The 14,991-nt window shown below is 32.3% G+C and carries 13 protein-coding genes and 1 pseudogene; 9 read left to right on the forward strand and 5 right to left on the reverse strand.

Annotation, left to right across the window (positions count from 1 at the left end; translation table 11 throughout):
* Positions 1-539, reverse strand: a pseudogene (locus tag KA858_RS13005) (hypothetical protein); the annotation flags it as partial.
* 28 nt (positions 540-567) lie between these two features.
* Here KA858_RS13005 and KA858_RS13010 point away from each other — a divergent pair.
* From KA858_RS13010 to gtfB, 8 genes are all read left to right on the forward strand, one after another.
* Entirely contained in the window at positions 568-903 is a 336-nt protein-coding gene (locus KA858_RS13010) for an LPXTG cell wall anchor domain-containing protein (protein ID WP_080366123.1), read from the forward strand.
* 188 nt (positions 904-1,091) lie between these two features.
* Complete coding sequence (secY2, locus tag KA858_RS11325) at positions 1,092-2,291, forward strand: accessory Sec system protein translocase subunit SecY2 (protein WP_210135741.1); 1,200 nt, start codon at positions 1,092-1,094, stop codon at positions 2,289-2,291.
* A gap of 9 nt (positions 2,292-2,300) precedes the next feature.
* Complete coding sequence (gene asp1 / locus KA858_RS11330) at positions 2,301-3,875, forward strand: accessory Sec system protein Asp1 (RefSeq protein ID WP_210135742.1); 1,575 nt, start codon at positions 2,301-2,303, stop codon at positions 3,873-3,875.
* Positions 3,865-5,427, forward strand: a complete 1,563-nt coding sequence (gene asp2, locus KA858_RS11335) for an accessory Sec system protein Asp2 (protein WP_210135743.1) — start codon at positions 3,865-3,867, stop codon at positions 5,425-5,427. Before asp1 ends, asp2 begins: the two co-directional genes overlap by 11 nt.
* The gene (gene asp3, locus KA858_RS11340) at positions 5,411-5,953 is read left to right on the forward strand and encodes an accessory Sec system protein Asp3 (protein WP_011274658.1); all 543 of its coding nucleotides are present in this window, start codon (positions 5,411-5,413) and stop codon (positions 5,951-5,953) included. Before asp2 ends, asp3 begins: the two co-directional genes overlap by 17 nt.
* Complete coding sequence (gene secA2 / locus KA858_RS11345) at positions 5,946-8,336, forward strand: accessory Sec system translocase SecA2 (protein ID WP_210135744.1); 2,391 nt, start codon at positions 5,946-5,948, stop codon at positions 8,334-8,336. Before asp3 ends, secA2 begins: the two co-directional genes overlap by 8 nt.
* Before the next feature lie 16 nt (positions 8,337-8,352).
* The gene (gene gtfA, locus KA858_RS11350; protein WP_210135745.1) at positions 8,353-9,861 is read left to right on the forward strand and encodes an accessory Sec system glycosyltransferase GtfA; all 1,509 of its coding nucleotides are present in this window, start codon (positions 8,353-8,355) and stop codon (positions 9,859-9,861) included.
* Positions 9,854-11,191 carry an accessory Sec system glycosylation chaperone GtfB gene (gene gtfB, locus KA858_RS11355; protein WP_210135746.1) on the forward strand — a complete coding sequence of 446 codons (1,338 nt, stop codon included), beginning with the start codon at positions 9,854-9,856 and terminating at the stop codon, positions 11,189-11,191. The genes gtfA and gtfB overlap by 8 nt, the downstream gene beginning before the upstream one ends.
* 291 nt (positions 11,192-11,482) lie before the next feature.
* Here gtfB and KA858_RS11360 read toward each other — a convergent pair whose 3' ends face one another.
* The 3 genes from KA858_RS11360 to KA858_RS11370 are packed head-to-tail and all read right to left on the reverse strand — an operon-like array spanning position 11,483 to position 13,348.
* Complete coding sequence (locus KA858_RS11360) at positions 11,483-12,475, reverse strand: sensor histidine kinase (protein WP_210135747.1); 993 nt, start codon at positions 12,473-12,475, stop codon at positions 11,483-11,485.
* Between the two features lie 3 nt (positions 12,476-12,478).
* A complete protein-coding gene (locus KA858_RS11365; protein WP_210135748.1) occupies positions 12,479-13,135 on the reverse strand; it encodes a response regulator transcription factor in 657 nt (218 codons plus the stop codon).
* A 21-nt stretch (positions 13,136-13,156) separates the two neighbouring features.
* Positions 13,157-13,348, reverse strand: coding sequence for a hypothetical protein (locus tag KA858_RS11370; protein ID WP_011274666.1), 192 nt, complete (start codon positions 13,346-13,348; stop codon positions 13,157-13,159).
* Positions 13,349-13,599: 251 nt separating this feature from the next.
* On the opposite strand from KA858_RS11370, the gene KA858_RS11375 reads away from it, so the two are divergent.
* The gene (locus tag KA858_RS11375; RefSeq protein WP_245342094.1) at positions 13,600-14,598 is read left to right on the forward strand and encodes a DUF4352 domain-containing protein; all 999 of its coding nucleotides are present in this window, start codon (positions 13,600-13,602) and stop codon (positions 14,596-14,598) included.
* Between the two features lie 300 nt (positions 14,599-14,898).
* On the opposite strand, the gene KA858_RS11385 is transcribed toward KA858_RS11375, so the two are convergent.
* Positions 14,899-14,991 (reverse strand): IS3 family transposase (locus KA858_RS11385; RefSeq protein WP_221413211.1); only part of this gene is annotated, 93 nt, incomplete at its 5' end.

The raw sequence follows: 14,991 nt of genomic DNA on the forward strand, positions 1-14,991 counted from the left end.
ACATCAACAAGCGTGAGTGATTCAACAAGTGCAAGCACATCATTGAGTGCGTCAACATCAACAAGTGTGAGTGACTCAACAAGCACAAGTACATCAGATAGTGCATCAACGTCAACAAGCATGAGTGATTCAACAAGTATGAGCACATCATTAAGTGGATCAACATCAACAAGTGTGAGTGACTCAACAAGTGCAAGCACGTCATTAAGTGGATCAACATCAACAAGCGTGAGTGATTCAACAAGCACGAGCACATCAGATAGTGCATCAACATCAACGAGCGTGAGTGACTCAACAAGCACAAGCACATCAGATAGTACATCTACGTCAGCAAGTACGTCAGAAAGTAGAAGTGCTTCACACTCAATGAGTGGAACAGATTCAAATAGTACTTCAAGCTCAGACAGCAGTTCACATTCACATTCAATCAGTAATTCTGATTCTAATACGACGTCAGATAGTGCATCAGCATCAACAAGTATTAGTGATTCAAGTAGCACAAGCACATCAGATAGTAATGCTTCACATTCATTCAGCACATCACATTCTGTAAGTGAATCAAATTCTATGAGTACTTCTCACTCACAATTTGATTCAATATCAACTTCAGAAAGTATGAGTGGAACAGATTCAACAAGCTTGAGCACGTCACTAAGTCACTCAGCATCAACTTCAAACAGTACGTCAATGACTACTTCTGAATCTCAAAGTAATAATGATTCACAAATGCATAGCAATTCACTTCATCATGATGCTAAAGATGAATTGCCTGATACTGGAGATAGTGACTCTAATTCAACAGGACTTGTATCAGCTGTTGCAGCAATGTTAGCGGGATTAGGATTATTTGGTAAATCTCGTAAAAATAAAAAAGATAAAAAGAATAAAGGATCAGAACAATAAACTACTTCATGTGGGAGATAGATTTATAAAATAATCACTTTTCTATAAATTGGTTGTCTATCCTTAAAAAAAGAGGCTAAAGTATAATTATTGGTTGGAATAATGTATGTATAAACCAAACTAATTAATATCTTTAGCCTCTTTGATATAATGTAAAAAACTTTATTTTTAAAATTTTAGGTGAAATTATGATTAAGAAACATGAATATAAGATTTTATACAAGAGGATTTTATTTACCTGTTTCATTTTAATTGTTTACATTTTTGGAAGTAATATTTCAATAGTGGGTTCGGAAGGTATTTATGATAACAAAGATACATTTTTCAAATTAGCAGTTTCAAATGTAGGTGGGGATCTTCATACATTAAATGTATTCTCATTAGGTCTTGGACCTTGGTTAACATCACTAGTTATCATTATGTTATTAAATTATCGTAATTTGGATCAAGCAACGAAACAAACACGTTCTGAAAAGCATTATAAGGAAAGAATTATAACAATAGTGTTTGCAATATTTCAAAGTTATTTTGTAATCAGTACGTATATTCATAATAACTTTATTAAAGATTCAAACATCATTTTATTCATGCTAATTCTTGTTGCGGGGACAATGTTATTGGTTTGGTTAGCAGATCAAAATATTACATACGGTATTTGTGGTCCAATGCCAATTGTATTAACAAGTTTAATCAAATCATTATTTAATAACCAACACTTTTTTAAGTTAAGTGTAAGTGTCTTATTACTTATATTAGTAATTGTGACATTAGTCATAGCATTACTCATTCTATTATTTATTGAGTTATCGGAATATCGACTCAATTACAAAGACATCATGAATAACTCTACGAATAAGACACCAACATATTTAGCATGGAAATTAAATCCGGCTGGAAGTATTTCAATTATGATTAGTTTATCAGTATACGTACTGTTAAATAATATGATTAATTTAATAGCTACATTGCTCGGGTCAAACGCAAATTTCGAATTTTTAAGTTTTGCTAATCCGATAGGTATTATGTTTTATATTGTGTTACAAATCGTACTGAGTTACTTGTTGTCACGATTTTTGATTAATACTAAGAAAAAGGCGGATGAATTTCTAAAGAATGGGAATTATTTTGATTCTATACGTCCGGGTCGTGAGACAGAGAGGTATTTAAATAGTAAAGCTAGAAGAGTATGTTGGACTGGTGCCATATTGGTGGCATTGATTCTGGCAGTGCCATTATATTCAACATTGTTGGTGCCTAATCTATCAACAGAAATTTACTTTTCAATGCAACTGATTATCTTAGTGTACATCAGTATTAATATTGGTGAGACGATTCGCACGTACTTATACTTTGACCGTTACAAGCAAATCTTGAATAAATATTGGTAGGTGATAGTTGTGAAACAGTTTATACCTACATGGTATGATTCGAACAATTGGTGGGATAGCGCTGTTGTGCCCTTTTATATAAAAAGAAAAACTACTGAATTTGATGACATGGTAAGTTTAATGTCGATGCATCATAAAAACAATGAACCATTCAATACAATTATCTTGAATTATAATCCCCTGTTGCGATTATTTTTACATCGTCATGAGCTTTATGAAATGAATTATTGGTCTCTTTTTGATGAGATACAAGGTGCAACGCATGGCACTCCTGTAGCAATTGATTATAGAGAATTATCTTGGCCAGAAGACACTGAATTTATTTATACGCCATTTCAAGTCATGGCCATTAAAAATGATAATCAATTTTCTAAGATGATTTTTAGTCAAGAAGGCTATTTAATTTGCATTGAGGATTATGAACACAAAACACTAAGCCGTAAATTGATATTTGATGATAGAGGGTTTGTGTCATCGATTGAAATTTATCATGATGGACAGTCACCAATGAAACGATATTACTTAGATGTTAAAGGTCAGCTCATTATGACTCAAGATTTTTTGACTGAAAAAATTACAATCCAACCAGAATTCTATGACCTTTTTCAGAAGAAGTCATATAGAAATATGGATGAACTTATTTTTGAAAAAATTCAACAATACAATATTTCAACATTAGCGGATGACGATAAAGTGATTATTGCTGCAGATAAAAGACACAATTATGTATTAACAGATACATTTAAACCTGAGAATATGTGTTTCTCATTATTCAGACAGAGAAATGCATACATCGATGCGACGTTATTAGAAATTATTGGAAAAGCGAATCAATGTATAGTTGATACACAAGTAAATGCGACTAAATTAAATCAATTCATAACTCAGAATCCTGAGTACCAGCCATTCAAAATTATGCGAGTAACGCCGTTTGATGCACAAATGATACCTAATATAAGTAGTCAATTGTATGAAACGAATATTGGCGTTTGGATAGATTCACTTAGTGAAGAAGACTTAAAAACGGTTATTAATCAATTGAGTCAATACGTCTCTCAACATGAACAAACCATAATTCATCTGTTAACGCGATTAAATGAGAACGATATACCGCAATGGTTAAGAGATGAAATAGATCAATTAAATTCATCGTTAAATGTTGAGGAAGAAGAATTCTCTCCAGAAGTTCAAGATATTTTACAAACGGAACTTGAAGAAGATGAAATAGAAAAGGTTAAGTTAGTTTATGTGCCTTTTGAAGAAGATTTAATGAAGGAAATGTCGCAATTAAGAGTAATTGTAGATTTAAACCAAGAGCCTGATTTATATTTACAAATTTCAAGTATTAGTGCAGGCGTTCCACAAATCAATAGGCGAGAGACGGATTATGTAGATGATAAGTTAAATGGCTTAATTATCGATAATATCCAACAATTAAGTGTAGCGCTAAATTATTTTATAGACAATCTGAAGAATTGGAATTATTCGTTTGCGCATTCTATTAAATTAAGTGATGAATTCAGTTCAGAAAAGATAATCCAAAGATTAAATAGTGTGATTGAAGGTGAAATTCATGGCACGTAAATTCAGAATCTTACAAGTAGGTGGGAAAGATTTAGAACCATTATTTGACAGTAAAAAGGGTGTTGAATGGGATTATTTAGATGATGCATTATTTACGTTTGATAGTGGTTATATTGAAGCGGTAAAAAGCATTATAAAAGCATTTGGTAACTTTGATTTAGTATTTGTACAAAGTGCTTACTCACCTGAATTAATGGATTTATTACGAGTCGTCGCTACACCTCACAATACGGTCATCGATGCACAAATGTGGTCTCCGAATTATGATGCTGAACCATTAATCCAACACAAATTTGTAAAGAAACTTAATTATCAAACTGAGGAAGATCTACACCATCAATTGTTAGCTGTGACATTTCCTGGGCAATATGGCGATAGAGTATCACCAATTAAGACAACTGTTAACCCACCTTTTCAAGGAACGTATAAATATGAGGGGAACAAGTCACTCGTGTTAGAAGGTGATTTCGGTACATCATTCAAACCTATTGTTACGTGGACACAAAGTTTAGTAAGTGATAAAGATAAGGTTAACGATCTTTGGCCGGAGTATTCACTTGAAGGAGATGTCGAAATCGAGTACACATTTAGATTATCTCCGTTTGGATCAACGGAATATCCAGATACAACATTACGTTTTGAGCATAAAGATTTAAATCAACCTATTCAATTACCATTAAGGACGACTCAAATGAATGTCAGCGTATCTCTTAAAGCAAAAGGAAAGGGTAAATTACGTATTGGTGCCATTCATAAACGTTGGTCACGACTAGAAATGGGACAATTTATTATGGGTGGACAGCGTTTTACTGATGAGAAACGAGATGAGTTTATACATTATTTCAATCCAGGTGATATGAAGCCTCCGCTCAATGTGTATTTTAGTGGTTATCGTCCTGCTGAAGGATTTGAAGGCTATTTCATGATGAATAAGATGAATGCGCCGTTTATCTTAATTGGTGACCCTCGTCTTGAAGGTGGTTCATTTTATCTTGGATCCGAAACTTTTGAACAAGGGATTATCAATGTGATTCAAAATGCCTTAGACTTTTTAGGTTTCAAGCATGATGAACTTATACTATCAGGGTTATCTATGGGATCATTTGGTGCCTTGTACTATGCAGCTCAATTAGAACCAGCTGCGGTTGTAGTAGGGAAACCGTTATTAAATATTGGGACTATAGCAGATAATATGAAATTGTTACGTCCAAATGAATTTGGCACTGCTAATGATGTGTTGTTGGCGAATACAGGTGGTATTTCCACTTCAGATGTTCAACATTTAGATTCACGTTTTTGGGAAAAATTAAAAAACAGTAATCTAACAAATACAATATTTGCAATTGCATATATGTACAATGATGATTATGATGCTACGGCATTTCAAAATTTATCACTAGTATTGAGTCAACAAGGTTCACATGTTATGAGTCGTGGTGTACCGGGTCGACACAATGATGATTCACCTACAATAACAAGTTGGTTTGTCAACTTTTATAACATTATATTAAAAGATCAATTCGGGAGAGATAGCGATGTCAGCATTAAATAGTTATACATTAACGTGGCGTCATATAAATACTACAACCTTTATGTATGGTACGAAATTACGCATTGAGGATGATGGAACATACTTTAACAATCCATTGATGCCATCAGGGACTGTTATACATGATTGGCGTATGTTAACAACTTTTAGTGAACATAAATACGCGCCATCGCTCCCTATTTTGAAAAAGAAACAACAATATAAAGTGATTTTAAATTACAATGTCGAGCCTCTAGGGAGTGTGTATATAAAGATTACATTTTATCGTAAAAATGACACGGAACATTCCAATTTAATCATTCAAAATAGTGATGCAGAATTCGAATTTCCTGAAGAGGCTTATGCTTATAAAATTGAATTAATAAATGCTGGCTTGTCGGAACTTTTTTTCAAAAATATTATTATTCAAGAGTTAGATACAGATGAATCTGAAACACACTCTATCGTTGAAAGTAAAGTTAATTTAGATGTATTAAATCGAGTCATATTTGGCGAAAGTGTTTATGTGCGAGGTGATCAAAATGGCTAATCAAGTTAGTAATGTGATTAACTCGATGCGTTTGAAAAGATTACAGAAGCAGTTAGTGGCAGTAAATCGATTAAGTGATCAAATGCGAAACTGTTCAGATGAAGCATTACAAGCTAAAACAGCTGACTTTAAACAACGTTTAGAGAAACGGGAAACAACGCTGGATAAACTGTTGCCGGAAGCTTATGCAACGATTCGTGAAGCATCGAAACGTGTACTAGGTATGTATCCGAAAGATGTTCAAGTGATGGGCGCCATCGTGATGCATCAAGGTAATATAGCAGAAATGCAAACCGGTGAAGGTAAGACGTTAACAGCGACAATGCCCCTTTATTTAAACGCACTTACAGGAAAAAGCGCATTTCTAATTACTACGAATGATTATCTGGCGAATCGTGATTTTCAAGAAATGCGACCTTTATATGAATGGTTAGGCTTAACAGCGTCACTTGGCTTTGTGGATATTCCAGATTATGAATATGCCGAAAATGAGAAGCAAATGTTATATAACCATGACATCATTTATACAACAAATGGTCGCTTAGGATTTGATTATTTATTTGATAATTTAGCAGACCATATTAATGCTAAATATTTACCTGAATTGAACTTTGCGATTATTGATGAAGTTGATTCAATTATATTGGATGCTGCGCAAACACCACTGGTTATTTCTGGTGCTCCACGTGTGCAATCCAATTTATTCCATATTATTGAGATGTTTGTTGAAACGTTAGTTGAAGATGAACACTTTAAATTAAATGTGAATAAAAAAGAAGTATGGCTTACGGATGAAGGTATTGATGTAGCCAATCATTATTTTAAAGTGAATAATATCTACCTACCACAATATTTTGATTTGGTACGTGTCATTAACTTATCATTACGCGCGAAGTATCTGTTCAAAGACAATTTAGATTATTTTATTTATAATGGCGAAGTTGTACTTATAGACCGAATTACAGGGCGAATGTTGCCGGGTACCAAACTACAATCTGGTTTGCATCAAGCGATTGAAGCTAAAGAAGGTGTTGAACTATCACAAGATTTAAGTGTAATGGCGACAATTACCTTCCAAAATTTGTTCAAATTATTTAATGGTTTTTCAGGGATGACCGGAACCGGTAAGTTGGGAGAAAAGGAATTCTTTGATTTGTATTCTAAGTTAGTAGTTGAAATTCCAACCAATCATCCGATTATTCGTAATGATAAAGAAGATCGAGTATATGCGAAATCAGATGAAAAGAATAAAGCGATACTTGAGAAAGTAAAAGAAATTCATGCCACTAAACAACCAGTACTCTTAATAACAAGAACTGCAGAAGCGGCTGAATATTTTTCAACCCAATTATTTAAAGACAATATCCCTAATAACTTATTAATTGCACAGAATGTTGCTAAAGAAGCACAAATGATTGCTGAGGCAGGACAACTGGGTGCTGTTACAGTTTCAACTAGTATGGCTGGTCGTGGTACAGACATTAAGCTTGGCTCTGGAGTCTATGAGCTCGGAGGACTTGCAGTCATAATCAATGAACATATGGAGAATAGCAGGGTTGACCGACAATTGCGTGGACGTTCAGGTCGTCAAGGTGACCCAGGTGTTTCACAGATTTATGTATCATTAGATGATTATATTGTTAAACGTTGGAGTAACTCTAAACTAGCTGAAAATGAAAAACTAAAAGACGTTGATCCAGACAAACTACAAGATAGTCCTTTTTTCAGAAGAAGAGTAAGAGGGATTGTCTCTAAAGCACAGCGTGTATCTGAAGAAACCTCAATGATGGCGCGTGAAATGGCTAATGAATTCGAAAAAAGTATCGGCATTCAACGTGATCGTGTGTATGAAGAACGCAATCGTATTCTTGAAACGTCAGACTTCAGTGCATTTGACTTTGATTCACTAGCGCGTGATGTCTTTGACTATGATTTGAGAACAAAGCATATTCATAATAAAGATGACATCATCAATTATATTTATGAGCAGTTGAGCTTTAGTTTCAAAGATGACACTATTAGCCAACAGATTCAAACACGTGAACAAACCATTGATTATCTAGTGCAACAATTTAACAAACAATTAAAAGAGAATATGAAAATTGCAAATAACGATTATTTTAAATTACGATTTCTTCAAAAAGCAATATTGAAAGCTATAGATGTAGAATGGATAAATCAAGTTGATCAACTTCAACAACTTAAAGCGAGTGTTAATAATCGACAAAATGGTCAACGTAATGCAATATTCGAATATCATAAAGTGGCTTTAGAAACATATGAAATGATGCTGATAAATATTAAACGGGCAACGATTCGTAATTTATGTTTAAGTATTCTAACGTTTGATAAAGATCAAGATTTAGTAGTACATTTTCCTTAAAATGAGGTGTTCATAGATGACAGTATATAATATTAATTTTGGCATTGGGTGGGCGAGCAGTGGTGTAGAATATGCTCAAGCTTATCGTGCCAAATTATTAAGAGAGGTAAATCAACCAGCTAAATTTATCTTTCTAGACTTTATTTCCGCAGAGAACATTCAAACGTTAACTGACAATATCGGGTTTAAAGATGATGAAGTGATATGGCTATATCAATATTTCAGTGATATACCTATCGTACCAACAACGTATACGGTTGATGACTTGAAAAAGGATTTAGGTAATCCTGTCACTGCTCAAACGATTACTGGTAAAACTATGCGCTTATACATCGGGAATGATAAATCCTATGTAAGCTGTTATTTAAAGAATGAAGATGATAATATTGTCGATCGTGCAGAATTTGTCGTTAACGGTATGTTAGTTCGGAAAGATTACTATAGCTATGTAAGAACTTTCTCGGAATATTATGCACCACATGAAAATCGTGCCAAATTATATAAGAGACAGTTTTACAATGAGGATGGCTCAATTACCTATAAAGAATATATAGACGGAGAATCGAGTGTCTATGTATTTGATGATGCTCGCTTATATAGTAAACAGGAATTTGTAGCTTATTTTATGAAAAAGTTGCATCTGACTGAACAAGATATCGTTATTATTGATAGATCGACTGAAGTTGGTCAAAGTATATTAGAACATAAAGGATCAAGTAAAGTCGGTATTGTTGTACATGCGGAACATTATAGCGAAAATGCTACAAATGATAGCTATATTTTGTGGAATAACTATTACGAATATGTATTTGCACAAGCACCATATATCGATTTTTATATCACTGCGACGGATTTACAAAATCAAGTTTTATCCGAGCAATTCCAAACATATACGTCACATCAACCTCGTGTTAGAACTATCCCAGTGGGTAGTCTACATCAATTAAGTTATCCCAAAGGGGAAAGAAAGCGATATTCTATGCTTACGGCTTCTAGGTTAGCTAGTGAAAAACATGTAGATTGGATAGTGAAAGCTGTAATTAAAGCTAAAAAGAAAGTGCCGCAATTAACATTTGATATATATGGTCATGGTAATGAAAGAACAAAAATTGAAGAGATTATTAAAGAAAATCATGCACAAGATTATATTCAACTTAAAGGTCATAAGAAGTTAGATGAAATCTATGCGAACTATGATTTATTTGTATCGGCTTCAACAAGTGAAGGTTTCGGTTTGACCTTGATGGAAGCCGTAGGTTCTGGACTAGGTATGATAGGTTTCGAGGTAAATTACGGTAATCCAACATTTATTAGTCACGGTGAGAATGGATATCTCATACCAATCGATAAAGATAACCAAGATGTCGAAGTCATTACAAATCATATGGCTGAAAAAATTGTTCAGTATTTTAATGCAGGGCCTAAGCATTCGCATGAGAAATCGTATAAAATTGCAGAACCGTTTAAAACTGAGCATATTACGCAAAAGTGGCAAAATCTAATTGATGAGGTGCTATATGATTAATTTATTTGAAATATTTGATGAAGCATCACAAAAACTTCAACAATCACTTCAATTTGCAGGATTTAAACATGAGACCATTGTAATGGATGATGACGGTTTTTTACCCGACAACGTCATGACGCCGTATCAATTTTTTGCAAATTATAAACGCAATGATGATGACAAATCTGCATTTTTTAATGAGGTTCAAGTGCCGCCATTATGGGAAATTAAAGGCAATCATAATCATGCAGAAATTATAGATAATGGCAATGTAAGAGGGCGAATATTTTATCGTGAACATTTTAAAAATCGAATTGTGAGTTTTGTGGAGTGGTTTGATACAAAGGACCGTTTGCGTTCGGTCGATTTTTATAACAAAGATGGATTTAAATTTGCGGAAACGGTATATGATTTAAATAAAAAGCCCATCTTGAAAACTTATGTCGACCGTCAAGGGAAAGAAGTATTATATGAGAACTTTGTCACAAAAGATATTATATTAGATTGGCAAGGTCAATCGCATTTCTTTGCATCAAAACAAGACTTTATTAGCTTCTATTTAGACCAAATAGATGTTGATACTTCAACTATCTTCATTAATTCATTAGCAACACCATTCTTTGTGCTATATCAATCGAATTATATGTCGAAGGCAGTGTTATTCTGGCAAGAACAAAGTCATGGTAATGTCCCGGGAAATATGAAGTTATTGTTAGATAAAGAGATGCTAAATTCAAAAGTAATTATTCCAGATAGTAAGGAATTTGAAGACATTGCATCAAATATTGAGGCGCAGTATCGTCCTTTCATCAGTCAATTGGGCTACTTATACGATTATCAGAAGACTAATAAATATAAGAAGCAAGTACTTAATTTAACAAATTCTGATGATCTTCCAAATTTAGAAGAAATCATTCGACAGTGTGAAGATTATGAATTTCACATTGGTGCTATTACCGAAATGTCAGCTAAATTAATAGACTTGGGTAAATATGACAATGTTAAACTTTATCCAACCATTACCCAAGAGAAGATTGATCAATTATTCCAAACATGCGATGTTTATTTAGATATCAATAAAGGTGGAGAAATCGTCAATGCTATTGAACGTGCAATGCTCCATAATCAATTAATTTTAGCTTATGATGAAACTGCGCATCGTCGTTCATTTATTGCTAAAAAGAATATTACAAAGCAAGACGACCCTCAACAGTTAATTGATATATTGAATGAAATCGCTAAGGATACAAGTATATTTAAAGAGCGAGTTATTGCACAACAAAAACAAAATAATCGTATCGATGAAACTACGTTTAGAAATGTCATTACGAATGCGTTAAATCATTAAATAATTATTATAAAGCTTTTGAGATGAATGAAGACTTACAAAAAGTCGATTCGTTACTCAAAAGCTTTTTTTATGATCTGTAAGAGCGGTCTTAGATAGATGATTACTCACTTAAGTTGTTGCGCGTTCCTGGGGGTGCCGTCTCTAAAGTAGTTCTTAGATTTTAATCATTAGAACGACTTACGTAAGTGTGTGAACACTGATGTCATCGATGTAATTTTAATTTGAAATATTTTACAAGAAAGTATATCTAGTTTTAACAAACAAATGATTTATATAAACAATTTACGCTCAGCTGTTTTTAATAGTTATTATAGTTCCATCTGAGTCAGATTTTATATTTAAATTTAAAGAGAATCTTTCGCAAATATCTTTAATAATAGTTAACCCTTTAGATTTATAAGACATATTATTAAAGCCAATGCCATTATCCTGAATAGTAATATAATCCTCATTTAGATAAATGGTAATACGCGATGAATCAGAATGTTTATAAACATTAGAAATAATGTTATCGAATAAGCGCTCATACCATAATTGGTCACCGAGCCAATAAATACGGTCACCTTCCACATTTAGAATGGTTAGAATGTTCTTTGAATTTAAGAGATAATGCCATTTATCAAGCGTTGTGTTTATACATGCTTGAATATCAACTTGGTGGTTAAACGTATAAAATTTAGAAATATCATCTTTGTTAGGTAATGCCTTAATTAAATTAGAAATATAGTTTATCTTTTCATAAGATAACTCTATATCATTATCATTAATTTGGTATTGAAATCCGAGTTGATATAACTCTAAATTTAATGCAGTTAGAGGCGTATTAATATCATGAGCAAGTTGATTAATATAATTTTGTTCTTGCTTTTTGTTTTCGATAATTTCTAACTCTCTATATCTTAGTCTGTCTATTAAAACATTTATAGATTGGCCAACTTCATCAATTTCGTCATTTATATAAGTAGGTATGTCTAATTTATTAGGTAATTTATCACTATTAGCAATGTCTAATAACTTATCATTAAGCAAACGTAAACGATCCACAATTTTATATACATAGCGTGAAGCAATCATAACTAAAGTAATTAGAATTAAGAAGAAAAAGATGTAAAAAATTATTGTAAGGCCACTGGATTTAAAATTTAAACCGATTGTAAAACCCAAGACTTTTTCAATAAATAGAATACATAGTAGTATCATACTATTGATAGCTAAAAAAACTAGAGGTATCGATAATAAACCCAATCCCATGAACATATAGTATTTTTTTAATAGTTTCATTAATTAGCCCCTATTTAATCTATAACCAATACCATAAATTGTCTCAATCATTGTTCCAGAATCTAATAATTTAGTTCTTAATTTTTTTACATAAGCGTTCAAAGTATTTTCAGAAGCGGATTCAAATTGCCAAACGTAATCAATAATTTGATTCTTAGTTAAAATCAAATCTCTGTTTTCATACATATAGAAAAATAATCGACGTTCCGTTTTAGTTAAAGGTAATTGGTTTCCATCATTAGATTTGATTATCTTGTCTTTAGCATTAACTTTAAAATCATAAAATTGAGCCTCTTTATCAGCATAATGGATAGTTAAAAGATTATTAATCCTAGAAATAAGTTCTCTAGGATTGAAAGGTTTGGTAAGGTAATCATCGCCATTATTCAAACCTTTAACTTTAGAATCGATATCAACTCTTGCTGATAAATAGATAATAGGTATAGTAGAAATGCTTCTTATTTCATCAGTGATAGACAAACCATCATTATTGGGTAACATAATATCCATAATAATGATGTGAACGTCATTCAATACGTTAAAAACGCTATCTCCAGTTCTATCTAATGTCACATGTGCACCTTTTTGTTGTAATATTTGTTTTAAATTTTTAGCGATGGTTTCATCGTCTTCTACTAATAAAATATGAAACCCCTTCATATATTTCACCTCCATGTTTTATTAATTAATTAATATAAATGTTGGTATATAGAATAGCACGTATAAACCAAAGAATAATACGGGAATTTTAAATGTAGGAGAATAATCTTTATCTCTTAACCATGAAAGTATCTCGTATATTCCTGTTAAAAAAGCTATTGCTAAACTCCCCATTGAAATGAGTAATAATACCGATGATATGATACCAGTCATTCATATGCACTCCTTTATCTGATTTTGTAATTCCAGTTTAAAAACTAATTCTGAAAAAGTTATGAATAATTAGTATTATCTTCTTAAATTCATATAAAAGAGTATGAAAAGTTGGGATATCAATTAATTATTTATGTCACTAAAAAAATTAAATCAAATATAAAAAATATATTGATTTTTAAGTTTTAAAATATAAAATAATATATGTAAATAGTATCTTTTCAATTTACAAAAAAGATGAGGAGGCTAATATGAAAAGATTTTTTTTTATAAGTGTTATATTTTTAGTTTTTTTAGGAGGATGCTCCTTCAGTGACAACAAAGATAAAGCAGAAGGTGAAGAAGCCAATAACAAGGCTAAAGCTACAGACAAAATGAAAAAATTTAAAATAGGTCAAGTTGTCGATGCTGACGGTGTAGATATTAAAGTTGTTAAAGCAGAATTTATTGATAACTATGATGAGTATAATGCACCTGTAAACGGCAAAGCCTTAAGAGTATACATAAAGTTTAGAAATAATAATGATGATCAAGTTTTAATGGCTAATACTGACTTTAGTATGAAAATAAATAATGAGAATTATGAAGAATGGTATGGTAGTGAAGATATGCATGAAGGATTTAGCCATCAATTAAATCAGCATAACACTGCATCAGGCTATATTACATATGATGTACCAGATAGTGATCAATATACTTTAGAATTAGATACCGTACCTAACTTCAATAAAGTCAGAGCGCAATGGATTATTAATAAATCAGAAATTAAGAATTCAAATGGCACTAAAGATACTTCGGCTAGGTCAACTACAGATGTTGAGGACGAATCAGATACAACATCTTCTAGTAAAAAAGAAAATGATGATTCTGATCAAGCGGACGTGGGCGTGACATACCCTGCTTATATGTATAATGCTTTAGTAGATGAATATAATTCACTCACTGATGGTGAAAAGATGAACCATGTATCTAAAGATGTGTTAGAAATTGAGTATGATCAATTAGAAGCTCGTGTAGAAGCATTGTATGAGAAAGAAAATGCTAAAGCGGAAAAAGAATACGAAAAAGCAATGCAAGATTATGAAGACCAATTGGCTCAAGAAGAATATGAACAACAACAAGCAGAAGAAGCTGAAAATGAAGCATCTGAATCTGATGACAGTTCAAATGGTCAGGGTTCTGATGATCCATCATTAGACAGTGGAACAGAAGATACAGAAGATACTTCTTCTGAAGATGACGCAGCATAGAAAAGGAGACAACAATGGAACATAATTATATGAATGAACCTAAGCCAACTAACAGAATTATTGAAATGATTCTTGGAATAACAGGAAGTGTATTTGGAATTATTGGTGGATTGATTGCGCTAATTCTAACAAACTATGACAAAAGTTATGGTTCAGAACTTGTTGGATTAATGACTATAGTGGCAACCAGCTCTATTATTTTATCAGCAATAACTTTAACATTAAGTTGTTTAATTAATAAAAGACGTGTCTTAATGGCACTGAACCCCTTAAATGGGAACTTAATAAAAACACTATGCTCTAGGCTGCTAATTCTCTGTATTTTACAGGGGATAAGTAGCCTAGTTTTTGTTGAATTCGATTATTATTATAGTTTTTAATGTACTTTTCGAC

Source organism: Staphylococcus sp. GDX8P80P (assembly GCF_017893095.1).
Taxonomy (GTDB): Bacteria; Bacillota; Bacilli; order Staphylococcales; family Staphylococcaceae; genus Staphylococcus; species Staphylococcus borealis.

Coding starts and splice junctions, on each gene's coding strand:
- KA858_RS13010 (WP_080366123.1), top strand. CDS start 568: ATGAGTACTTCTCACTCACAATTTGATTCAATATCAACTTCAGAAAGT.
- secY2 (WP_210135741.1), top strand. CDS start 1,092: ATGATTAAGAAACATGAATATAAGATTTTATACAAGAGGATTTTATTT.
- asp2 (WP_210135743.1), top strand. CDS start 3,865: ATGGCACGTAAATTCAGAATCTTACAAGTAGGTGGGAAAGATTTAGAA.
- asp3 (WP_011274658.1), top strand. CDS start 5,411: ATGTCAGCATTAAATAGTTATACATTAACGTGGCGTCATATAAATACT.
- secA2 (WP_210135744.1), top strand. CDS start 5,946: ATGGCTAATCAAGTTAGTAATGTGATTAACTCGATGCGTTTGAAAAGA.
- gtfA (WP_210135745.1), top strand. CDS start 8,353: ATGACAGTATATAATATTAATTTTGGCATTGGGTGGGCGAGCAGTGGT.
- gtfB (WP_210135746.1), top strand. CDS start 9,854: ATGATTAATTTATTTGAAATATTTGATGAAGCATCACAAAAACTTCAA.
- KA858_RS11360 (WP_210135747.1), bottom strand. CDS start 12,475: ATGAAACTATTAAAAAAATACTATATGTTCATGGGATTGGGTTTATTA.
- KA858_RS11365 (WP_210135748.1), bottom strand. CDS start 13,135: ATGAAGGGGTTTCATATTTTATTAGTAGAAGACGATGAAACCATCGCT.
- KA858_RS11370 (WP_011274666.1), bottom strand. CDS start 13,348: ATGACTGGTATCATATCATCGGTATTATTACTCATTTCAATGGGGAGT.
- KA858_RS11375 (WP_245342094.1), top strand. CDS start 13,600: ATGAAAAGATTTTTTTTTATAAGTGTTATATTTTTAGTTTTTTTAGGA.